Below are 22504 nucleotides of genomic sequence, written 5' to 3'. Positions count from 1 at the left end.
CAACAGAAAATGTCCATCGGCGCGCCAAAAATGTTGCGATGCAGCAAGAGCTGTACTAGCATCCCTGTGGGTGGGGTCAAACAGCGGTCGAGTTTTTATGCTGCATGTCTTGTACCTGGTGCACGATGTTTCCGATCCGGCGGTTCGCCGGCGGATCACAATGCTCAGGACGGGCGGCGCCCGGGTTACTCTGGCGGGCTTCCGCCGCACCGAAACCCCGATTGCCGACATAGAAGGATTGCGCCCGATCGACCTTGGTGCGACGCGCGACGGCCGATTCGCCCAGCGCCTGGCGGCCGTGGCGAAAGCTGCGATTTCAATCGGTTCAAAGCTCGCGGCCACGCCGCGGCCCGATCTCATCATCGCGCGCAATCTCGAAATGCTGGCACTGGCCCGTCGCGCCAAATCGGCCTTCGGCACTACGGTGCCGATCGTCTATGAATGCCTCGACATCCACCGCCTGGTGCTCCGCGACGATGTCCTCGGCAAGGCGCTGCGCGCCACTGAGCGCCATCTGGCGCGCGACGTGAAGCTGCTGGTGACCAGTTCGCCCGCCTTCATCGCCAATTATTTCAAGCCTTTCCGCCAGGTCGCCGCACCCGTCGAGCTGGTCGAGAACAAATATTTCGAGGCAGCAGCGATCTTGCCCGCCGAACGTGAGGCCGTGGAAGCACCTGCCGCTCCGCCATGGCGAATCGGCTGGTTCGGGGCGCTGCGCTGCCGCCGCTCGCTCAAGCTGCTGGCCGATTTCACGCGCCGCATGGATGGACGTTTCGAAGTCGTGCTGCGCGGCCGTCCGGCGCTCTCCGAATTCCCGGATTTCCATGCCTTCGTCGATGCCGAGCCTTACCTGTCGTTTCGCGGACCCTACCGCAATCCGGAGGACATGGCGGCGATCTACCAGGACGTCCATTTCTCCTGGGCGATCGATTTCTTCGAAGAGGGGCAGAATTCGGAATGGCTGCTGCCCAACCGCCTCTATGAAGGCTGCCGCTTCGGGGCGGTGCCGATCTCGATGGGCCATACCGAAACCGGTCGGTTCCTCAGCCAGCAGGACATCGGCGTCCTGTTGCCGCAGGCTTCATCAGACGCGCTCGAAACCGCACTCGGCAAGATGGAGGAGCACCGCTTCGGCAGGCTGAGGGCGCGCGTGCTTGCCCACAATCCGAGGACGTGGAGCTACGACCGCAGCGATTGCAGGGCGCTGGTCGAAAAACTGCGCCGCCTGACCACCGTGCGCGAACCCCTCGCGGCCGAGGCCCTGGCATAAGGATGAACATCGCCCGATGACGCAAGCGCTTCCCTCCAGCCTGATCGTGATCCCCTGCCTGAACGAGGCAGCCCATATCGGTACGCTGCTCGATCAATTGCGGCCCGCTGCTGAAAGGCTTGGCGCCAGGATTATCGTCGCCGATGGCGGCAGCACCGACGGCACGCTGGCCATTGTCGAGCAGATCGCCGCCAAGGATGAGCGTGTCATGCTGCTGCACAACAAGCGGCGCATCCAGAGTGCGGCGATCAATCTCGCCGTCGGCACGTTTGGCGAAGGCGCGCAGTATCTTATCCGCATCGACGCGCATGGCGGCTATCCCGACGATTATTGCGATCGGCTGATCGAGGAAGCAATGGCCACATCAGCGGATTCGGTCGTGGTTTCAATGCTGACCAGCGGCAGCGGTGCCGTGCAGAAATCGGTTGCGGCGGCGCAGAATTCGAAACTCGGCACCGGTGGCTCCAAGCATCGTCACCTCTCCGCCGGAGAATGGGTCGACCACGGCCATCACGCGCTGATGCGGATATCGGCCTTCGGCGCTGTCGGCGGGTATGACGAGACCTTCAGCCACAATGAGGATGCCGAACTCGACTACCGGCTGCGGCAGGCCGGCTACAAGATCTGGATGAGTGGCAAGACGCAGATGGTCTACTATCCGCGCGCCTCGCTCAAAGGCCTCTATTTCCAGTATCTCGGCTATGGCCGCGGCCGCGCCAAGAATGTGCTGAAGCACCGCGTCATCCCGAAGGTCCGGCAGATGGTGCCGCTGGCAGTCTTCCCGGTGGTCCTTCTGGCGGCCTTCTCCTTCGTGCACTGGATCGCGGCGGTGCCGCTGCTGATCTGGGCTGCGGTATGCCTGGGCTACGGCGTGGTGACGGCCATTCGCCAGCGCAATGCCGACATCGCCCTGGCAGGGGTCTCGGCGATGGTCATGCATTTCGGCTGGTCCGTCGGCTTCTGGCTGCAGCTTCTCGGCCTCGGCGCGCGACGAGGGGTGGCGTGATGGCGGTTCAGACCAAGAACCGCAGCATCGACATCGGTGTCTGCACGTTCCGGCGGCCGGAACTTGCCGACACGTTGCGCTCGCTTGCTGCCATGGAGATGCCGGCAGGGTTTGAAATCAGCGTCATTGTCGCCGACAATGACGACACGCCAAGCGCACAGGCCCTGGTGACGGCGCTGTCGCAGGATTTGAAATTGCCAGTCCGCTATCGGCATGCCCCTGCGCGGAACATCTCGGTCGCCCGCAACGCTTGCCTCGACGCCAGCGAGGCGGATTTCCTCGCCTTCATTGACGATGATGAGACGGCCTCTCCCCGTTGGCTGGCCGAGCTGGTGGCGACGGCCGAGGACAATGGTGCAACAGCCGTGCTCGGCCCGGTGCAGGCGCTTTACCGCCCGGATGCGCCCGACTGGATGCGGCGCGGCGATTTCCACTCGACCTTGCCGGTCTGGGTGCGCGGCGAGATCCGCACCGGCTACACCTGCAACGTCCTGCTCAGGATGGGATCGGACAGCCTGCGCGGCCGCCGCTTCAGCTTGGCGCGCGGCCAGACCGGTGGCGAAGACACCGAGTTCTTCGACCAGATGGTCAAGGCCGGCGGCCGCATCGCGTTTTCTCGAGAGGCTTGGGTGGACGAGGTGGTGCCGCGCTCAAGGGCCGCGTTCGACTGGCTCGGCCGTCGCCGTTTTCGCGTCGGTCAGACGCACGGCCACCTTCTCGGCACCAATGCGCGAGGCATCGGGCTGATCAAGCATGTTGGCCTGGCCTCCGCAAAGGCAGCCTTTTGTTTCGCCGCAGCCCTTCCCGTCGTCGCCAGCCCGGTGCGCAGGAACCGCAGCGTGCTGCGCGCCATCATGCATGTCGGCGTCGTCAGCGGCCTTGTCGGCATCCGCGAAATCCGCCTCTACGGCCAATCCTCACCTGGGGAAGGAGGCAAGCGTGCAGCCTGACGTTTCCCCAACCCCCGATGTTTCCTTTGTCATCGCCGCCTACAATGCCGAGGCAACGCTCGACCGGGCGATTGCCAGCGCCATCGCGCAGAAGGATGTCAACGTCGAGATCATCGTCGTCGACGACCAGTCACGCGATGCCACGCTCGATGTGGCGCGGGCCTATCCCGGGGACATTGTGCGCGTCGTCGCCCTGGCCAAAAATCGTGGTCCGGGCGGCGCCAGGAATGCCGGGCTCGACGTCGCCCGCGGCAGGTGGATCGCGGTTCTCGATTCCGACGACGCCGTCTTTCCTGGCCGTATCGCCGCCATGATCGACCGTGCCGAGAGGGCAGATGCGCAAATCGCCGTCGACAATCTCCAGGTCATCCGCGAGGACGGGGTGGTCGAAGATGCGATGTTCCCGCGCCGGTATCTGGAAAGCCTGCACGAGATTTCGCTGGCCACCTACATCGCCGGCAACATCGTCTTCGAATCGAAGTTCAACCTCGGCTACCTCAAGCCGATCTTCCAGCGCCGGTTCCTGGACGAGAACCGGCTTCGCTATGACGAGAAATTGAGGATCGGCGAGGACTACATCCTGTTTGCCGAGGCTCTGGCCAAGGGCGGCCGATGCGTGGTCGAGCCTGAGATCGGCTATGCCTATCATATCCGCAGCGGCTCCATCTCGCGTGTGCTCGAGCTTCACCATGTCGAAGCCATGCGCAAGGCGGATGCTGTATTCGCTCAAACCCATCGGATGGACGAGGCAGCCCAGGCGGCTTTCGCCCGGCGCGGCCGCAGCCTGCGCAAGGCGGCCTCCTTCCTGGCGATGGTCCAGCACATCAAGGCGCGGTCCCCGCTCAAGGCGATCCGGACGGCGCTAAGCGACCCGGCGGCGGTCAGGCATATGGGCATGCCGATCGCCGTGCGGTTGCGACGAGTAGCGGCACAGTTTGCCGTGGGGGTGGGGAGGTGAAGATGCAGGCACATGGAGGGATTTTTCGTGGCCTGTGAAGGAACTGCAGTCGATCTCCTCAGAAGGAATTTGCGATGAAGAAAATCAGGAAGGCCGTGATACCGGTGGCGGGGCTTGGAACACGGTTCCTGCCGGCGACCAAGTCGATGCCGAAGGAAATGCTTCCCGTCGTCGACAGGCCTGTCGTGCAATATGCGGTGGACGAGGCCTTCGAAGCCGGCATCGAGCACATCGTGTTCGTGACCGGCCGCAACAAGGCGGTCATCGAGGACTATTTCGACCTGCATCCGGAATTGATCGGAACGCTGGAGCAGACCGGCAAGAAGACCCAGCTGGAAGCGCTCGAAAGCATGCTGCCGGTGGCCGGCGCCACCTCCTTCATCCGCCAGCAGTCGCCGCAGGGCCTCGGCCACGCCGTCTGGTGCGCCCGCGAGGTCATCGGCAACGAGCCCTTCGCCCTGCTTTTGCCTGACATGGTGTCCTTCGGCGGGCGCGGATGCCTCGCCGAAACCGTCGACCTTTATGAGCGCACCGGCGGCAACGTCATCGCCGTGGAGCGTTGCGATCCGAGCGAGACCAACAAATACGGCATTGTCGGCCGCGGCGCCGATATCGGCGGCGGGTTCGAGGTCTCGGCCATGGTCGAAAAGCCGGCCCCGGCCAACGCGCCGTCGAACTTTTACATCAACGGCCGCTACATCCTGCAGCCCGAGATCTTCGCGCTGCTGGGCAATCAGCAGCGTGGTGCCGGCAACGAGATCCAGCTGACCGATGCCATGGTCCGCCTGTCGAAGGATCAGCCGTTCTTTGCCCAGCCTTTCCTCGGTCGCATGTTCGATTGCGGCTCCAAGGAAGGCTTCATCCAGGCCAACATCGCCTTTGCGCTGGCGCGCAACGACATGAAGGGCCCGGTTTTCGAGATGCTTCAGGAGTTCGTCCGGTCGCATGAACGTCAGGAAGAAGCCGCATAATGCCCATCTTTCGGGAGTATTGCCGGATGGCTGGCGGCGCGGGGCCGACAGGCCCCCGCCGTCTGGCATGAAGCTTGCGTTGCCTTTGGCGATGCTCCCGATCCTTCGAGGCGCCTGTAAGCTAGAATTGGACTGAAGATGAATTATGCCAACTTTCCTCTCGACAAGAGGATGCCATTGCCGAATTCGGACGCAGGAAACGGCGAAGACTTCATCGATATCGAGCGGCTGCTTGGCATGGCTGCGCGGCAGGCCAAGGTGGTCGCCGTTTGCGCCGCCATCGGTCTTTTCCTCGGCATGCTCTATCTCCAGACAACGCCGCCCAAATATGTGTCGATCTCGAGCGTGCTGATCGACGAGGGCCTGAACAAGATCGTCGACGACATTTCGGCGGCGTCGACGACCATGCAGACCGATTCCGCCATTCTGAGCCAGATCGAGATCCTGACCTCGACGCGGCTCGCCGCGGTGGTCGTCGACAAGCTCAAGCTCGACCAGAGCGATGCGTTCATGAACCCGCCTCAGTCGGCGCTTGCCCAGGGTGTCGGCCTGATCCGCGGCCTGATGCAGTATGTCCACCCCAGTGCGCCCGTGCCGGGCGTCGGTGACATCAGCAAGCTCGACCCGGCTACCCGCGATGCGATGATTGCCGCGTCGCGCCGCGACTACGCCATCCTCAAGCTGCAAAACGAGATCCGGGCGGAGCGCGTCGGACGAAGCTACGTCATCGCGCTTGGTTATCAGGCGACGGATCCGGGACTGGCGAAAGCGATCACCAAGGCCTATGCCGACGCCTATCTCGCCGATCAGCTCGATGCCAGCTTCGACGCCACCGAGCGCGCGGCGGTCTGGCTGCAAGGCCGGCTGACGGAACTGCGCGAGAGCTCGCAGCAGGCGTCGCTGGCGGTCGAGAAATTCAGGGCCGAACACGGCCTGTCCGCCAACAGCGATGGCCAGCTGATGAGCGACAAGCAGCTTGCCGACCTCAACGCCCAGCTCATCGTGGCGCAGGCGGATACCGCGCGCGCCAGCGCCCGCTACCAGCAGTACAAGGCGATTATCGACAGCGGCTCCGACAACGCTTTCAATGACGCCGCCATATCAAGCGACCAGCCAAGCAGCTCGGTTATCGCAGCGCTCAAGACCCGCTATCTCACGGTCGCCAAGCGGCTGCAGGACATCGAAGCGAATTTCGGCCCCCAGCATCCGCAAGCCTTGGCGCTGGCCAAGGAGAAGGCCGACATATCAACCCAGATTTTCGGCGAGTTGAAGCAGCTCACCGAAAGCTATCGCAACGAATATGAGGTGGCGCTGGCGCGCGAGACCGCGCTCAGGGCCAATGTCGCCGCCGCACAGGGCAAGAGCTCCATCGACAACCAGTCGCAGGTCCAGTTGCGCGACCTCGACCAGAAGGCGACGGCGCTTACCACGCTCTATCAAACATTCCTCGGCCGTTACGAGGAAGCCGCGCAGCAGCAATCCTTCCCGGTCGGCAAGATCCGCATCATCTCGGACGCCTCGACGCCGATGTCCGCCTCGAGCCCGCGCTCCATCATCGTGCTCGGATTGTCGCTCGTGCTCGGCGTGCTGATGGGCGCCGGCTTCGGCGGCCTCAACGAATTCAACGAGCGGTTCTTCCGGACCGGCGAGGAGGTGCGCGACCGCGTCGGCCTCAAATTCCTCGGCTATTTGCCGACCATCGGCAGCAAACCAGCCAGGGAGGACAAGCAGGCCGAGGCTCAGCCGGATGCCAAGGCCGCCAGGTCGCCGGCCGCGCTTGAAAAGCGCGCACGAATGCGGGTGAGCATCGACGCTCCGGCATCAATGTTCTCCGAAACGCTGCGCAGCGCCAAGATCGCCTTCGATGTCGTGATGGAAGGACAAGGCAGCCGCGTCGTCGGCGTCATCTCGGTGCTTCCCGGCGAAGGCAAGTCTACCGTCGCGGCCAATCTTGCCGGGCTGCTTGCCGCCAACGGGGCCAAGACGCTGCTCATCGACGGTGACTTGCGCAATCCTGGCCTCAGCCGCAGCCTCGGCATGGAGGCTGAGCAAGGCCTGATGGAAGCCGTGGTCAACGGCCAGACCTGGCAATCCGTCGGCAAGATCGACAGGCAGACCAAGCTCGCCATCATCCCCGCCGTGCTGCGCGGCAACTTCTCGCACACCAGCGAACTACTGTCCTCGGCCGGCATGCGGCGCTTCATCGAGAATGCCAAGGAGACGTTCGAGTACATCGTCGTCGATCTGCCGCCGCTCGGTCCGGTGGTCGACGCCAAGGCCTTCGCGCCGTTGGTCGACGGCTTCGTGCTGGTCACCGAATGGGGCCGCACGCCGCGCGCCATGGTGCGGTCGATGCTGGAATCCGAACCCTATGTCGCCAACAAGATCGTCGGCGCGGTGTTGAATAAGGTCGACCTGAAGAAGCTCGCCAAATACGGATCGTTCGGCGCGTCGGAGAAATTCTTCGACAAATATTCGAGCTACTATCTCGACAAGTCGGAAGTGCGCACCAAGGCGGCGGTCTAGAGCAATTCCAGGAAAAGTGTGAACGGTTTTCCCGGGAAAAGCGCGTAGCGTTTTCCCTTGGGAATTGCGTCGAAAACAAAGAGTTAGAGCGGCTCGCCGTTTCCGTGAAACGGTGAAATGCTCTAGGCAGCGGCTACCTGGATTTCCGCCTTGACGGAATTGGCGATCAAGCACCGTTCATGCGCCAAGGTTGGAATCCCGGCGACCTGCCGCGCGTCAGTCGCGCGATAGGGACAGTCCCGCGAGAAGGGGCGCGTACGCGGCGAGCCTGCGGGATACGAACTCGGTGAAGAGCCGGACGCGCTTCGTCTTGCGTGTCTCGCCCTGTGTGAGAAGCCAAACCGTTCCGTACATGTGCAGGTCAGTGCCCGGCACCCGCACCAGCAGGGGGTCGGCATCGCCAATGAAGCACGGCAGTGTTGTCATCCCGAGCCCTTGCCGGACAGCAACGATCTGCGCCTCGCCGTCCGTGGTCCTGAATGGAACCGCCGTGGTGCGAACCTCACCCTCGCTGGCCCATTGCGGAATTCCATGACTGCTTATGACGATCCAGCGGATGGGATCAGGCGCGCCCGCACGCCACGCGGCTAGTCGATCCCGGGACATGTAGACGCCGCCGAACAGCTCCGCTCCCTTCAGGCCGTGAAGATTGAGCGGCAGGGTTTTGCGGTCGTAGACGACGCGGACAGCGACGTCGGCGTCTCGGTTGGTCAGATTTGCCAGCTCGCCGGACGACAAGATTTCCATCTCGATGTCCGGATGCAGCCGCGCGAAGTCGGCGAAGTCCGGCATGAGCAGGTGTGTCGCGAGGGTCGGAGCCAGCGTCACCCGCAGAAGCCCGCGCACGCTCTGGTCGCGACCGAAGACGCGTGTCTCCAACTGGTGCGACGACGCTTCCATCCGCTCCGCGAGCTCGAGGACCTCCTCGCCCGCTGCCGTAAGGCGGTAGCCCGAAGGAAGCTTTTCGAACATCTGCGCTCCAAGGCGGTCCTCGAGCTGGGCGATGCGTCGCAGCACGGTCGCGTGGTTGACGCCGAGGCGCTTGGCGGCGGCCCGCACCGAGCCTCCGCGTGCGACGGCAAGAAAGTAGCGAACGTCATCCCAGTCGATCATGGTGCAATCTCGCACCGCGCGGTGCGCCTTCCAAAGCTCTGACTATCGTACAACAGTACAGGGCGGCCATCATAACACTTGTCGACGAGCGGGGCCCAATTCCGAACGGCGGAACCTTATCGTCGCGGCTGCCGTTGATAGCCGTACCGGATCGATTTCGCACCACCGATGTGCGCGCTTCCTCACTCAATGCCTGACCTCGGCAGACCCATCTTCAGGTCTCGGGGCTTTCCCGAACGACCAAGGCGGAAGCCTGGAAGGATGCACGTCATGACCAGATTGAATGGAAAGACCGCCGTCATCACCGGCGGCGCCACCGGCATCGGCCGCGCCGCAGCAAAGCGCTTCATCGAGGAGGGCGCCTTCGTCTTCATCTTCGGCCGCCGGCAGGAAGCGCTCGACGCCGCTGTGGCGGACCTCGGGCCCAATGCCCGCGCGGTGAAAGGCTCGGTCTCGGATGAGGCCGACCTCGACCGGCTCTACGCGGCTGTGAAGGCCGAGCGCCGAAGCCTCGACATCGTCTTCGCCAATGCGGGGGCCGGAGGCCCGCTTCCGCTCGGCCAGATCACCGCCGAGCACATTGACGAGACCTTCGACACCAATGTGAAGGGCACGATTTTCACGGTCCAGAAGGCGTTGCCGCTGATGGGCCCGGGCGCTTCGATCATCCTGACCGGATCGAGCGCCGGCACCACGGGCGCCCCGGGTTTCACTGCCTACAGCGCGAGCAAGGCGGCCGTGCGCAATCTCGCGCGGACCTGGGCGGAGGACCTGAAGGGCACCGGCATCCGGGTCAACGTGTTGTCGCCCGGGGCGACGGCGACCGAACTCGCGAAGGAAGCTCTGGGCGAGGAGGGCCAGAAGGCCTACGGCGCGATGACTCCGCTCCAGCGCATGGCCGATCCCGCGGAGATCGCGGCGGTGGCTGCCTTTCTCGCGTCGTCGGACAGCAGCTTCATGACCGCCAGCGAGGTCGCCGTCGACGGCGGCCTGGCACAACTCTGACCCCGATGCGGGCCACGCTTCTCAAGCTTTACGAAAAACCAAAACACACGACCAAAGGCGAAAGATTATGAAAAAACTCGAAGCTAAGGTTGCAGTCATCACAGGCGGAAGCAGCGGTATTGGCTTGGCGACGGCCAAGCGTTTTGTGGAAGAAGGTGCGCAGGTCGTGATCGTTGGACGACGCGAGAAAACCTTACAAGAGGCCGCGACCCTTATCGGGAGAAACGTGACAACAGTCGTGGGCGACGTCTCGCGCTTGGAAGATCTGGACCGGCTCTACGCCACCGTCAAAGAGAAACATGGTCACATCGACATTCTCTTCGCAAACGCGGGCGCAGGGACAGTCGCGCCGCTCGCGGCAGCTACTGAGGCCCATTTTGACCAGACCTTCGATGTGAACGTGAAGGGGTTGTTCTTTACGGTGCAGAAGGCCCTTCCCCTCTTCAAAGACGGTGGATCGATCATTCTGAACTCTTCGGTCTCGAATGTGATGGGGCTGCCAGCGTTCAGCGCCTACGCAGCAAGTAAGGCAGCTGTTCGCAGCTTCTCGCGGTCTTGGACACTGGAACTGAAGGACCGCAATATTCGCGTCAATACGATGAGCCCCGGCGCGATCGAGACTCCCGCCTTGGCGACAACGACCGGCCTTAACGCTGAGCAAGCCGAGCAGGCGGTCGCCCAGTTTGCTGCACAGATCCCAATGGGTCGCAGGGGCAAGCCAGAGGAAATCGCGGCTGCCCTCACGTTCCTCGCCTCGGATGAAAGCTCCTACATCACCGGTATAGATCTCGCGGTCGATGGTGGGTGGGCGCAGGTCTGAGCCCGGCGCGGTCCTGTGGCTGGCCCTTCAGCCCCGCCAGTAGTGATCCCGCTTCTCAAACTTTAGTTCCAACGCAAGATTAGGAGAAACATTGTGAGCTACGCAATTATCGGCTTCGGCAATATCGGCAAGGCCCTGGCCAAGGCGTTTGCCCGCAAGGGCATCGACGTGTCCGTCGCAACCACGCGCGAGCCGGAAAGCTTTGCAGCCGATGCGGCCGCGATCGGACCCACGATCATTCCCAAGAAGTTGGCGGACGCGGTCAAGGCGGACATCATCTTTCTGGCTGTCCGTTTCGAGTCGCACCCGGATGTCGCGAAGGCGCTCGCCACCTGGCAGGGAAAGACCATCGTCGATGTGACCAATGCCTACGGCGTGCCTCCTGAAAAACTGGGGGGAAAGCCTTCTTCCAAGTTCGTTGCACAGGCATTTTCTGGTGCAAAACTAGTCAAGGGCTTCAACCATCTGTTCGCTGCCGTCCTTGATCAGGACCCGGCCCTACATGGTGGCAGAAGAGCCGTATTCCTCGCGAGCGACGATGACGCTGCCGCAGCGGAGATTGGTGCGCTCGCGGAAAAGCTCGGTTTCGCGCCGATCAAACTTGGCGGGCTTTCGGAAGGCGGATTGCTGGTCCAGGCGCGCGGAAATAGCTGGGGTCATCTGATCTTTAAGGATCTGGTCAAGTTCGACGGATGAGCACGACGTGCCAACAGGCAGGCCCACGATGCACGGATCGGGTCGAGCACGATCCGACCCAAGCGAAATGGAGAAATTCCCATGAGTATCGAGAAGAACATCCAGACCGTGAAGGACTTCTTCGCCGCGATCGGCAGCGGTGACAAGGAGGCTCTGCTGGCGCTGGTCGCCGAAGACATCGAGTGGATCATCCCCGGCAAAGACTGGCCGCTAGCCGGAACGCGCCACGGACACGCGGGGCTAACGGATTTGCTTGAGACGGCATCCAAGTCGATAGAAACGTCCACGGAACCCCGGGAGTTCGTCGCGCAAGGAGACCGTGTCCTGGTCGTCGGCTTCGCCAGGGGGAAGATCAAAGCCACGAACAAGACGTTCGAGGACGACTGGATCTTCGCCATCACGGTCCGGGACGGCAGATTGACCAACATCCGAGAGTACGTCGACACGCAAGCGCTGGCCCGGGCCTCGCGGATGAACGTGTCCGGAACTGCGTAGCGCTTGCGCTCTGCAGCCATCGGCCCGTGGATTGCCCCATTGTACGCCGCGCGCTCGTCTAATGCCCAACCGTAAAGGAGATTCCTATGTACGACCAATCCAAGCTATCTGAGTTGACCCGGTTCGCACGTGTAGATGCGGGCTCCACTGTCATTGACGTCTATCCAGGCGACGGCGATTGGACGCGCCTGTTCTCCGATGTCGTGGGACCCGAAGGTCGGGTCTACAGCTTCGTGCCGGCCGAAGTCGCCGACTTCAAGAACGATCCGGTTGGCCGCATGCGGACGCTTGCGAAGGAGCCGGGCCGAGAGAATGTCGAAGCCGTCTCGGCGGACCTCGTCGCGATGCCGGAGGTCACGCAGCCAGTGGATGTGCTGTGGCTGCACCTGTTTTACCACGATCTTCACACCGCGCTGATCCAGAAGAAGGGTGCGACGGCGGCCGACTTCAATCGAGCTGTCTACAAGCGGCTGAAGCCCGGTGGGTCCTACGTCATCGTCGACCACGCCGCCGCCGCTGGGTCGGGCACGAGCGACACCCAGGCGCTGCATCGGATCGACCCTGCGTCCGTCCGCGAGGAGGTGGAGGCGGCCGGCTTCGTACTGGACGCGGAAAGCACAATGCTCGCGAACAAGGACGATCCGCACTCGGTCAAGGTCTTCGATCCCTCGATCAAAGGCGAGACCGATCGCTTCGCCTATCGGTTCGTGAAGCCCTGACAGGTCCCGGCGCCGACTTCATGTCGACCCCCGACGGGTGCAAACAAGCCCATCGAAGACATCGAGGCAACCCTGCTTGCCGCCACGAAGTCGGCTTTGGATGAGCTCGTCTGATGGGACCACGCGACGATGGCGTCTAAGCGGCCTTGAGCCGGTAGCGGAAAACGGTGTGGTCGAGCAGCAGCCGGATGCGCGGTTCGGCTTCTGTCGCCACCAGCCAGCTTGCCGCGATCATGGTGGCGCCGACGAACGCCATCGACAGAAGATAGGGCAACCCCGCGCGGACCAGCGCCCCGAGCATTGCCGCGCCGACGACGTCGTGGATCAGGTAGAGCGGATAGGTCATCAGGCCGATCCGGCGCCAGCCGCTCCAACTGAGGTCGAGCCGCAGCGACCATGCCATCAAGGCAATCGCGACGAGGAAGATCAGGATTGGCGGTGCATAGGGCATCACCGCATTGACCTTGATGCTGTGGACGTCGACGGAACTGGCGATCTGCAGAACGCCGCCGCCAAGGAACAGCAGGCAGAAGGCAAGGCGCGAGGGCGTCAGCGCCTTGAACCGCATCAGCCACAGCAGCACGCCGACCGAGAAGAAGCAGCCATGATGCACCAGGGTGAGCTGTAGCCAGCGCGTCTCGGCGAAGTCGGCCCATCCGAGCGGATAATAGAGGCACCAGAACAGCGTGCTGAGCAAGCCGATGGCGATGGCGACCGCCTCCATCAGATGGAAGCGGCCAAGCTGCAGCAGGACCCAGACGATGGCGTAGAAGGCGATCTCGATGCCGAGGGTCCAGTAGACGCTGTCCACCCACGGACCATAGGGCGCGAACAGGCCGGTGCGAACGAGCCGGACCACCGCATCTGTCGGCCAGCTCAGGTCGATCAGCAGCAACAGCACGGCGGTGATGGGCGCGCAGATCCAGACCGCCGGCGCCAGCCGCTTGACCCTGGCCTCGAAAAACCGCAACGGGGTCGACTTTTCGGCGCTGAAGGCGATGACGAAGCCACTGATGACGAAAAAGATTTCAACGCCGACCCAGCCTGACCCGACCCAGGCGCCTATAACAGGTTGCGGGGGAACACCGCCCGTGGCCTGCGCCGAGATGCCATCGGGATAGGCCCACACCCAGAAGCCGTAGTGGTAGACCATGACCAAAACGGCGGCGAGAAACCGCAGGATGTCGACGCCGCCAAACGTAATTTTCTGCTGAGCCATACCGCACCGCCGGATGGCTCCCCGCCAGCCACTGTAGGGTGGCTTGCTGCATTGCACAATAAAAGTATTGCTTACCGATCAGGATAAAGCTGTCGGCAGAGAAGGCTGCGCGGGATCGCTCCCGCGTCAGCCTCAAATCCCGATCCCGCGCGCCTTCATCGCAGCGGTGATCTCGTCGAGGATCGCCGGGTCGTCGATGGTCGCCGGCATCGTCCACGCCTCCTTGTCGGCGATCTTCTGCATGGTGCCGCGCAGGATCTTTCCCGACCGCGTCTTGGGCAGGCGCTTGATCGTCACCACGGTCTTGAACGCGGCGACCGGGCCGATGCGCTCGCGCACCAGCGCGACGACCTCTTTCTCGATGGCGCCACCGTCACGCGCGACACCAGCGTTGAGCACCACGAAACCGAGCGGAATTTGCCCCTTCATCGCGTCGGCGATGCCGACGACGGCGCATTCGGCGACATCGGGATGGGCGGCCAGCACTTCTTCCATGGCGCCGGTCGACAGCCGGTGACCGGCGACATTGATGATGTCGTCGGTGCGGGCCATCACGTAGAGATAACCGTCCTCGTCGATCATGCCGGCATCGGCGGTCTTGTAGAAGCCGGGAAACTCGTCGAGATAGGCTTGGCGGAAGCGCTGGTCGGCGTTCCACAGCGTCGGCAGGCAGCCGGCCGGCAGCGGCAGCTTGACCACCACATTGCCCAGCGTCCCACGCGGCACCTCGTGGCCGGCATCGTCGAGCACGCGGATGTCGTAGCCGGGCATCGGCACGCCCGGCGAGCCATATTTCACCGGCAACAGGCCGAGGCCAGCCGGATTGATGGTCATCGGCGAGCCGGTCTCGGTCTGCCACCAATGGTCGACCACCGGCACGCTGAGCTTCTGCTCCGCCCATTTGATGGTTTCGGGGTCGGCGCGCTCTCCGGCGAGGAACAGCGTGCGGAATTTCGACAGATCGTATCTGGGGACGAATTCGCCCTTGGGATCCTGCCCCTTGATCGCCCGGAACGCCGTCGGCGCGGTGAACAGCGCGACGACGCCATGGTCCGAGATGACCCGCCAGTAGGTGCCGGCATCCGGCGTGCCGATCGGCTTGCCTTCGAACAGGATGCTGGTGCAGCCATGCAGCAGCGGGCCGTAGACGATGTAGGAATGGCCGACCACCCAGCCGACATCGGACGCCGCCCAGAACACTTCGCCCGGCTTGACGCCGAACTCGTTTTCCATCGTCCATTTCAGCGCGACCATGTGGCCGCCATTGTCCCGCACGATGCCCTTGGGTTGGCCGGTCGTGCCTGACGTGTAGATGATGTAGAGCGGATCGGTGGCGAGCACCGGCACGCAATCGACATTGGCGCCAGCCGCGCGCTCGCGCGCAACGGCATCGGCATAGTCGATGTCGAAATGGTCCTTCAGGTCGCAGCGCAGCTGGTCGCGCTGCAGGATCAGGCAGGCGTCCGGCTTGTGGCGGGACATCTCGATCGCTTTGTCGAGCAACGGCTTGTAGGCGACGATCCGGCCCGGCTCCAGGCCGCAGGAGGCCGAGATGATCAGCTTCGGCTTGGCGTCATCGATGCGGGTGGCCAATTCATGCGAGGCAAAGCCGCCGAAGACGACCGAATGCACCGCGCCGATGCGGGCGCAGGCGAGCATGGCGATGGCCGCCTCCGCCACCATCGGCATGTAGATGATGACGCGGTCACCCTTGCGGATGCCCCGGTTCTTCAGCACCGAGGTCAGCGCCACCACCTCGCGTTTCAGTTCGGCATAGGTGAACTTTTTCACCGTTCCGGTGATGGCGCTGTCATGGATCAGCGCGATCTGGTCGGCGCGCCCGCCGGCGACATGCCGGTCGATGGCGTTGTAGCAGGTGTTGCAGGTCGCGCCGGTGAACCAGCGGCCGTAGACGCCGGCAGCGGCATCGAACACCTTGTCCCAGGGCGAATACCAGTCGATGGCGCCGGCCGCGTCCGCCCAGAATTGTTCCGGGTCGCGTTTCCAGCCGTCATAGACCTCGTGATAGCGTGAAGCCATCCGTAACCTCCCCAGAAACCATTTGCCGTCTTTGCCAACAGCCTATGCTGTTTTTTCCCGCGCTGTCTTCCCTGATTTTCGTCTGAACCGGTCCCGGCTTGACCCCTGGCAAGGCGCTCGGCTTCCGGCTGACGCTGCAGGGACAGGACGGCAAGCCGTTCAAGACCCTGCATGAAGACACGGCCGTGCCGGGCTCGAGAAACTGCCCGACCTCCTACAGCCTGTCGGAATCCTACGAATACACGCCTGCCGGCAAACCGGCGGTGATTGTCGTGCTGGTGCAGCGCTTCAGCCAGGGCTTTGAAGGGCGCGACCGCCGCTTCATTGCCGTTACCGGACAACCCCGCTGAGACCGGCCGATAGCCGTCTAACGAACGGTATTCATTGGACAAATGTCGACGGCACTAGATCGGCAGGGCTACAAGCATGAGGCCTACGCCGCCGAAGATCAAAATGGCTGCCGCCAGGGCTTTTCGATGACGTTCGAAAGTCGTCGGAGCCCGCTCCCAATTGTAACGCATACGCTATCTCCCCAAACCCCGTGGAGTCCTTACCTTACTTAGGGGAAGAAAAGCAACGGTCCGTCCGGTCAACGCACTCACCCATGGCGTCATGGTGACGACTATTTCTGGGATGATTTCGGCTGGAGACAGGTGGCCGCTCATTTTGTGATCCGCAGGAATCTGTCGTAGACGCAAGGCAGCATGGGCCATCTCCCCCGGCCGGCCGATAGACAGCGCCGCACCACCGCGCTATCTCATTTCGGGGTTTCTTGCAGGCTTGTTGGGGGTACGGGATGGAAATTGCCTCTGGAACGGTTTTACGACTGGCGGACGACGCCTCGGTCCAGCATGTCGGCGATGGTGCCGTCGTGCTTCTGGCGCGCAGCGGCCAGCTCTACACCTGCAACGGCACGACCGAAGCCTTTCTCGACAAGGTCGATGGTGCGCGTAGCCTCGATCAGATCGTCGGCCTGCTTTGCGCGGAGTTCGAGGTCGACAAGGATACGCTCGACGAGGACATGGCGGCATTGGCAGCCGATCTGGTCTCGGAAGGTATCCTCGCGGCCCCAGGTGCTTGATGGCTGAGGGTCGCGCTTGATGGCTGACGGTCCGCTCCTGCGTGCCCTGTTTCGCGGCCATCTCTGGGCCAGCGCGCGGCTGATGCCGGCCTTGATTGCCGGGCGGAGCTTCGAAGACGTGCTGAAATGGGCTCCGCTCGCCTCCTCGACGCCCTATCGCGGCCTGCCGGCCACCTACATCGTCGCCCGCGTCAACCGCACCGTGCGCCGTCCCTGGCTGATGCGCGACCGCAGATGCCTGCGCGAAGGCCTGCTCGGCCATCGTTTCCTGCGCCTCGCCGGCTTCGATCCGGAACTGCGTTTCGGCGTCGATCCGAAGTCGCTGCAGAAACCCCGCGTCTCGGCGCATTGCTGGGTCTGCCTCGACGGCAGGCCGGTGGTCAGTGACAGCCTTCCCGGCATGGTCGAGATTTATCGCCACCACGCCGATGCCTAAAAGGTGCGCTCCGCTTGACTAGGCCTTCAGCATGTTATGACCTCAACGGCCAGGTCCTCGGCATATCGGCCGAGCGCCCCGAGCTATGGCAGGAGTTCGACAGGATGCTGGGCATCCTGCGCATCCAAGGTGCCGTCGAGCCGGGCTTTCGCCTTGATATCAACGAGGCGGATGTCCTGGACGAGGCGCCCGGCGGAGCGCTCGTCTTCGACGGCGAGATACCCGAGGACGGCTACTGCCGGATGCTCGCCGACGGCGGCACCATCCATATTGTCTTTCCCGAGCGCCAGACCGTTGCGATCAATGACGTGGAAGGTTGGGCTGAACTCAGGGTTCGCCCCGGCGCGAAAGCGGCCTGGACGCCGTCGATGCTGGTGCTGGACGCGGCACTCGACGCCGGCGGCCAGCATATGTTGCACACGGCCGGGCTGACGCTGCCTGGCCACGATGCTCTCGTGCTGATCCACGCGCCGAGCGGCACCGGCAAGACCACGACATCGCTGGCGCTGGCGACGCAAGGTTTTGGTCTCTGCTCCGACGATGCCATGATCCTGGATTTGGCTGCGGACAAGCCCCTGGCCTGGGGTCTGCCGCGCCACGTCAAGATTCACCAGAAGACCGCTCAGATGATCCCGCAAGTGGCGCCATGCCTTGGCCCGTCGTGGGACCGCAACGGCGAACAGGCCGTCTCGCTGGAGCGGTTGAGCGAGATCGTCCGCATCGAAAGCCCGACTGCCAGGCCGGTTGCTGCCCTGCTGCACCTCGCGCGCTCCGCCGACAGCGAAACCCGGCTCGTGCCCATGGCTCGGACCGACGCGATGGTGGCGCTGGCGATAGACAATGTCCGCACCGGCTTGACCGGCCTGCTGCCGTCGCAGAAGCGCCGGCTGGCGACGATCGGCAGACTGGTGTCGTCGGTGCCGACTTTCACGCTGGAGGTGGGCGCACGCCCTGCCGACGCGGCAGCGCTGATCATCGCCACACTGGGGAAGCAAGACTGAAGGCTTGTTCAGGCGACGTTTGGCCTGGCCTTGGCCAGCCGCTGGATCCAGCGGAAGGCGTCGCGGCGCAGGCGCGAGCCGATCTTCTCCCTGGAATTCACCCTGAGCAGCGTATTCGTCGTGATCAGCCGTTTGGCCAGCCGTATCGAGAGGTCGGGCTTGATCCGTCCGGCGAGTTCAAGCGCTCGCCGCTCACCGAACAACTGGCCGGTCACATTGAGCACGATCGCCAGTTCGAGCTCGATGCCGGTCATTCGCGCCGCGCCGAGCAGGCGCGCTTCCGCTTCGGCCGATTGCAGCGCCCGCACCCCTTGCAGCACGTCGACGCAAAGCTGCAGCCGGTGGAATTTGTGGCCGCCGGCGGCGTGCACGATGGCGATCGTCAAAAGCGCCGCCGGGGTGTCCGTTGCGTCGCCGTCGATAATGCCCAGTTCGCGGAATCCCAGCGACAGGCGCCGGCGCATGCCGGTGTCGTGCACCAGGTCGCCATGCAGTTCGACCAGCAGGCTGGAATTCTCCTTTTCCAGCCATTTGAACTCCTGCAACTGGTAGGATTCGGCCTCATTGCTGCCGAGCTCGAAGCCGCATGCCGCGATCACCTGGTTTGCGCGCGCAAGGTTGGCGGGTTCGACGAGGATGTCGATGTCGGTGAATGGCCTGTCGGATACGTTGCGGTAGAGCTTGCGCGCGAAGACCGGTCCCTTGACGATCCGCGCCGGAATGCTTGCTGCCGCCATCCCTTTCATGATGCGGACGCCGTGATATTGCAGCAGCATCGATTGACCGGTGGCGATCGTCGCCTTATCGCGCAAATCGTCCAGCTTCTCCCGCACGCCGGCGTCCGGCGGCAGACGCGCGTCGCCACGCTCCTGCAATTTGCGCAGCATGATCGGCAGGATGCCGTGGAATTCGGCATTGTCGAGCAGCGCCGACAGGGCCTTTGCCGACAATTCTTCGCCGACTGCCGCAGCCTCCGGATCGGCAAAGCGCAGCAGCAGTCTTTCTTCAGCGGAGGTGAGGGATGGCAGCATCAACCGGACAAATGTTGCGTGAATTGTCCGGAATGGTTGCAGAAAAGCGCAGCTGAAGCCAGCGCTGCAGTCGTTTTTGCGCAATTCCGGACGGAAAACCGCTGCACACTTTTCCTGGAATTGCTACATGCCCCACCGCAATGCCGCCGTGTGTACAGGCGCATCCCACCAGCCGGTCATCTCGTCATCCAGCATGGTCAGCGTGATCGAGCAGCCGGCCATGTCGAGGGAAGTGACATAGCTGCCGACCAGCGAGCGGACTATCGTCACGCCGCGCTTCTCGAAAATTTTTCGCGCGCTGTTGTACATCAGATAGAGCTCCATCAGCGGCGTGCCGCCGAAGCCGTTGACGAACAGCAGCGCCGGGCCTTTCGCTTTGTCACCGAGATCGCCCAGGATCGAGGCACAGATCTCCTCGGCGATCGCATCAGCGCTCTTCAGCCTGTCGCGGCGGCGGCCAGGTTCGCCATGGATGCCGACGCCGAATTCCATCTCGCCGTCGCCGATGTCGAAGGTCGGTTTGCCGGCGGCCGGCACCGTGCCACTGGTCAGCGCCACACCCATCGAGCGGGTCGCGGCATTGACGCGCTCGCCTAGCACCTTCAACGGCTTGAGGGCCAGGCCATGCTCGGCCGCCGCCCCGACGATCTTTTCCACCACCAGCGTGCCGGCGACGCCACGCCGGCCGGTCGTATAGGACGAATTCTCGACGGCGACGTCGTCATTGGTCACCACCTGCAGGATGCCTTCCGACATCTCCGCCGCCATGTCGAAGTTCATCACATCGCCCTCGTAATTCTTGACGATGAACAGACAGCCGGCGCCGCTGTCAACGGCCTGCGCCGCCGCGAGCATCTGGTCCGGCGTCGGCGAGGTGAACACCTGGCCGGGGCAGGCGGCGTCCAGCATGCCGTGGCCGACAAAGCCGCCATGCAGCGGCTCATGGCCCGAGCCGCCGCCGGAGATCAACGCCACCTTGCCCGGCCGCAAGGTCCTGCGGCGGATGAATTTGTGCTCGTCGCCAAGCGTCAATATGTCGGCATGGGCGGCGACAAACCCGTCGAGGCTCTCGGTCAGCACCGTGTCCACCGCGTTCATAAATTTCTTCATGGCGTCCTCCCAAACAGCCCGGCAAGAGATGTCAGCCGCCACCCTTGCCGGCGATGCTGGTGATCTTCTGGATGAATTCGTTGATCGCCCGGTCGAGCGCCGCGTTCTGCTTGTCGTCGCCGAAATCCGGCACGACAAGCGACACATGCCGCGTCTTGCGCATGCCGGCAGCAATCGACATTTTTCCCGGATGCGCCTGATGATAGGCGGCGAGGAACTGATCCCGCTCGGCCGGGCTGAAATGGCAGACGGAAAAGATCGAAGGCAGATGTTTCGAGGGGATAGGGATCGTATAGGCCGGGCTGGAAATCTGCGTGACGAAGCTGCGGTGCTTGCCAAGCGCGTCGGCAAGGCGTTGCCGCATGCCGGACGGGCGCTGGTCGATGACCTGCGACAGGATCGTCTTGTAGGCGCGGATCGCCTCTTCGGAACCGGGTTCGGGTGTCTTGCCAGCCATGCCTAGACCGAGACATCCGCGATGGCCGCCTTGGCCATGGCAAGTTGTGCCGGCGCGACGGAAAGATCGCGCAAGCCGGCCTCGAGCAGCGCCGGGATCGAGACGGGATCGCCACCGGCATCGCCGCACAGGCTGACAGGAATCCCGTTCTCCCGTCCAAAGGCTGTGACCGAGCCGATCAGCCTCAGCACCGCTGGATGGCGGACCGAATTTAAATGGGCGACACTAGCGTTGTCCCGCGCGGCCGCCATCACATATTGCGTCAAGTCGTTGGAGCCGATCGAGAAGAAGGCGACACCGGCGAACGCCTCAGGCGCAATCGCCGCCGACGGCACCTCGACCATGATGCCGAGCGGCGGCATCTTCTGCGCGACACCGCGCGCCACAAGCGCCGTCTGCTCCTCCGCAAACAATGCGGCGGCGCTTTCATACTCCTCGGCAACGGCGATCATCGGAAACATGACCTTGAGATTGCCGTGTGGCGCGGCGCGCAGCAATGCCCGGATCTGTACGCGAAAAATGTCGAGCCGGGCCAGCGACAGCCTGATGCCGCGCAGGCCGAGGAACGGATTGCCTTCCTCGACGGTGAAGCCCGGCACCGGCTTGTCGCCGCCGGCATCGACGGTGCGGATCGTCACCGGTTTTTCCCTGGCCCATTCCAGCACCTTGCGATAGGCGCGATACTGCGTCTCCTCATCCGGCAATGTCTTGCCGAACAGGAATTCGGTGCGCATCAGTCCAACACCGTCGCAGGTTGCGATGTCGATGCTGTCGACATCGGACGGGTCGGCAATGTTGACCTGCACGCGCACCGTCGTTCCAGACTTGGTCACCGCCGGCCGCGCCAGAAAAGTTCGCGCCTTGCCCTGGCGGGCGGCGAAGGAAGAGGACGACTGCCGGAACGAGCCGATCTCCGCCGGCGAGGGCGCCAGAACGATGCTGCCGTGCTCGGCGTCGAGCAGTGCGACACCTGCGAGATCGGCAGGCGGTTCGCGCAGCCCCACGACCATCGGCACGCCACGCGAGCGCGCCAGCATGGCGACGTGGCTGGCGGTGCTGCCCGCCTTCAGCGCGATGCCGCCGCCATTACTCCAGTCGGTTTCGAGAAAGCGCGTCGGCGCGATGTCTTCGCCGCAGAGGATGGCACCGGCAGGCGCCGTGCTGCCACCGTCCTCGGTCAGGGCGCGCAGCACCTGGTCCCTGATATCGCGCAAATCCGTGGCGCGGGCGCGGAAATAGTCCTGGTCCGAGGCCTCGTAGCCGGCGATTTCGGCATCGAGTGCCTCGCGCCAGGCGACGTCTGCGGTCTTTCCGGAAGCGATCGACGCGAAGGCCGGGCCGCTCAGCGCGTCGTCCTCCAGCATGGCGATGTGGAATTCGAGTATGCCGGCGGCGTCGCTGTCGGCGGTTTCGACCATTGCTGAAAGCCGGTTCACCGCCTTGCCGATCGCGGCTTGCAGCGATGTCTTCTCTTCCGCTGATGTGGCTTTGCCCGCATAGACGGCCGACGGCCGGTCGAGGTCGAACAGCGGTCCCTCGGCATAGCCGGCCGAGGCAGGAACACCCTCAATCCGCATGGCCCGCATTCCTTGCGGGCCGG

The 22504-nt window shown here is 63.6% G+C and carries 22 protein-coding genes; 15 read left to right on the top strand and 7 right to left on the bottom strand.

The window, feature by feature from the left end; genetic code table 11:
• Positions 1–97: 97 nt before the first annotated feature.
• From AC56QX_RS02650 to AC56QX_RS02625, 6 genes are all read left to right on the top strand, one after another.
• Positions 98–1270, top strand: coding sequence for a glycosyltransferase family protein (locus AC56QX_RS02650; RefSeq protein ID WP_497113579.1), 1173 nt, complete (start codon positions 98–100; stop codon positions 1268–1270).
• Positions 1271–1286: 16 nt separating this feature from the next.
• The gene (locus AC56QX_RS02645; RefSeq protein ID WP_497113578.1) at positions 1287–2276 is read left to right on the top strand and encodes a glycosyltransferase family 2 protein; all 990 of its coding nucleotides are present in this window, start codon (positions 1287–1289) and stop codon (positions 2274–2276) included.
• The gene (locus AC56QX_RS02640) at positions 2276–3226 is read left to right on the top strand and encodes a glycosyltransferase family 2 protein (RefSeq protein WP_497113577.1); all 951 of its coding nucleotides are present in this window, start codon (positions 2276–2278) and stop codon (positions 3224–3226) included. Before AC56QX_RS02645 ends, AC56QX_RS02640 begins: the two co-directional genes overlap by 1 nt.
• On the top strand, positions 3216–4184 hold the full coding sequence (locus tag AC56QX_RS02635) for a glycosyltransferase family 2 protein (RefSeq protein WP_497113576.1): 969 nt from the start codon (positions 3216–3218) through the stop codon (positions 4182–4184). The genes AC56QX_RS02640 and AC56QX_RS02635 overlap by 11 nt, the downstream gene beginning before the upstream one ends.
• 74 nt (positions 4185–4258) lie before the next feature.
• A complete protein-coding gene (locus AC56QX_RS02630; protein WP_115141152.1) occupies positions 4259–5155 on the top strand; it encodes a UTP--glucose-1-phosphate uridylyltransferase in 897 nt (298 codons plus the stop codon).
• Positions 5156–5293: 138 nt separating this feature from the next.
• Entirely contained in the window at positions 5294–7681 is a 2388-nt protein-coding gene (locus AC56QX_RS02625) for a polysaccharide biosynthesis tyrosine autokinase (protein ID WP_497113575.1), read from the top strand.
• A 216-nt stretch (positions 7682–7897) separates the two neighbouring features.
• Here AC56QX_RS02625 and AC56QX_RS02620 read toward each other — a convergent pair whose 3' ends face one another.
• A complete protein-coding gene (locus tag AC56QX_RS02620) occupies positions 7898–8794 on the bottom strand; it encodes a LysR family transcriptional regulator (protein WP_497113574.1) in 897 nt (298 codons plus the stop codon).
• A 270-nt stretch (positions 8795–9064) separates the two neighbouring features.
• On the opposite strand from AC56QX_RS02620, the gene AC56QX_RS02615 reads away from it, so the two are divergent.
• The 5 genes from AC56QX_RS02615 to AC56QX_RS02595 all read left to right on the top strand — a co-directional run bounded on the left by AC56QX_RS02615 (position 9065) and on the right by AC56QX_RS02595 (position 12529).
• The gene (locus AC56QX_RS02615) at positions 9065–9799 is read left to right on the top strand and encodes an SDR family NAD(P)-dependent oxidoreductase (protein ID WP_497117649.1); all 735 of its coding nucleotides are present in this window, start codon (positions 9065–9067) and stop codon (positions 9797–9799) included.
• 67 nt (positions 9800–9866) lie between these two features.
• A complete protein-coding gene (locus AC56QX_RS02610; RefSeq protein WP_497113573.1) occupies positions 9867–10619 on the top strand; it encodes an SDR family NAD(P)-dependent oxidoreductase in 753 nt (250 codons plus the stop codon).
• 93 nt (positions 10620–10712) lie between these two features.
• Positions 10713–11315, top strand: a complete 603-nt coding sequence (locus AC56QX_RS02605) for an NADPH-dependent F420 reductase (protein WP_497113572.1) — start codon at positions 10713–10715, stop codon at positions 11313–11315.
• An 81-nt stretch (positions 11316–11396) separates the two neighbouring features.
• The gene (locus tag AC56QX_RS02600) at positions 11397–11810 is read left to right on the top strand and encodes a nuclear transport factor 2 family protein (RefSeq protein ID WP_497113571.1); all 414 of its coding nucleotides are present in this window, start codon (positions 11397–11399) and stop codon (positions 11808–11810) included.
• Between the two features lie 86 nt (positions 11811–11896).
• Positions 11897–12529, top strand: a complete 633-nt coding sequence (locus AC56QX_RS02595; RefSeq protein ID WP_497113570.1) for a class I SAM-dependent methyltransferase — start codon at positions 11897–11899, stop codon at positions 12527–12529.
• A gap of 136 nt (positions 12530–12665) precedes the next feature.
• On the opposite strand, the gene AC56QX_RS02590 is transcribed toward AC56QX_RS02595, so the two are convergent.
• Positions 12666–13748 (bottom strand): acyltransferase family protein, encoded by a 1083-nt coding sequence (locus AC56QX_RS02590; RefSeq protein WP_497113569.1) that lies wholly within the window; start codon positions 13746–13748, stop codon positions 12666–12668.
• 132 nt (positions 13749–13880) lie between these two features.
• Positions 13881–15788: a propionyl-CoA synthetase gene (locus tag AC56QX_RS02585; RefSeq protein ID WP_497113568.1), complete on the bottom strand. Its 1908-nt coding sequence runs from the start codon at positions 15786–15788 to the stop codon at positions 13881–13883.
• 98 nt (positions 15789–15886) lie between these two features.
• Here AC56QX_RS02585 and AC56QX_RS02580 point away from each other — a divergent pair, with 98 nt between their 5' ends.
• The 4 genes from AC56QX_RS02580 to AC56QX_RS02565 all read left to right on the top strand — a co-directional run bounded on the left by AC56QX_RS02580 (position 15887) and on the right by AC56QX_RS02565 (position 18306).
• Complete coding sequence (locus AC56QX_RS02580; RefSeq protein ID WP_497113567.1) at positions 15887–16138, top strand: DUF2259 domain-containing protein; 252 nt, start codon at positions 15887–15889, stop codon at positions 16136–16138.
• A gap of 446 nt (positions 16139–16584) precedes the next feature.
• Positions 16585–16869: a PqqD family protein gene (locus AC56QX_RS02575; RefSeq protein WP_475454056.1), complete on the top strand. Its 285-nt coding sequence runs from the start codon at positions 16585–16587 to the stop codon at positions 16867–16869.
• Positions 16870–16888: 19 nt separating this feature from the next.
• Positions 16889–17305: a lasso peptide biosynthesis B2 protein gene (locus AC56QX_RS02570; protein ID WP_497113566.1), complete on the top strand. Its 417-nt coding sequence runs from the start codon at positions 16889–16891 to the stop codon at positions 17303–17305.
• A 14-nt stretch (positions 17306–17319) separates the two neighbouring features.
• On the top strand, positions 17320–18306 hold the full coding sequence (locus tag AC56QX_RS02565; protein WP_497113565.1) for a serine kinase: 987 nt from the start codon (positions 17320–17322) through the stop codon (positions 18304–18306).
• 8 nt (positions 18307–18314) lie between these two features.
• On the opposite strand, the gene AC56QX_RS02560 is transcribed toward AC56QX_RS02565, so the two are convergent.
• The 4 genes from AC56QX_RS02560 to ptsP all read right to left on the bottom strand — a co-directional run bounded on the left by AC56QX_RS02560 (position 18315) and on the right by ptsP (position 22481).
• Positions 18315–19337 (bottom strand): nucleotidyltransferase family protein, encoded by a 1023-nt coding sequence (locus tag AC56QX_RS02560; protein WP_497113564.1) that lies wholly within the window; start codon positions 19335–19337, stop codon positions 18315–18317.
• 123 nt (positions 19338–19460) lie between these two features.
• Entirely contained in the window at positions 19461–20447 is a 987-nt protein-coding gene (dhaK, locus tag AC56QX_RS02555; RefSeq protein WP_497113563.1) for a dihydroxyacetone kinase subunit DhaK, read from the bottom strand.
• 31 nt (positions 20448–20478) lie between these two features.
• Positions 20479–20904 (bottom strand): hypothetical protein, encoded by a 426-nt coding sequence (locus AC56QX_RS02550; protein ID WP_497113562.1) that lies wholly within the window; start codon positions 20902–20904, stop codon positions 20479–20481.
• A 2-nt stretch (positions 20905–20906) separates the two neighbouring features.
• The gene (gene ptsP / locus AC56QX_RS02545) at positions 20907–22481 is read right to left on the bottom strand and encodes a phosphoenolpyruvate--protein phosphotransferase (RefSeq protein ID WP_497113561.1); all 1575 of its coding nucleotides are present in this window, start codon (positions 22479–22481) and stop codon (positions 20907–20909) included.
• Between the last annotated feature and the right edge of the window lie 23 nt (positions 22482–22504).

Source organism: Mesorhizobium sp. RCAM 06353 (assembly GCF_059683585.1).
The sequence above is the reverse complement of the archived record's forward strand: the minus strand, read 5'-3'. Positions and strand labels throughout refer to the sequence as shown.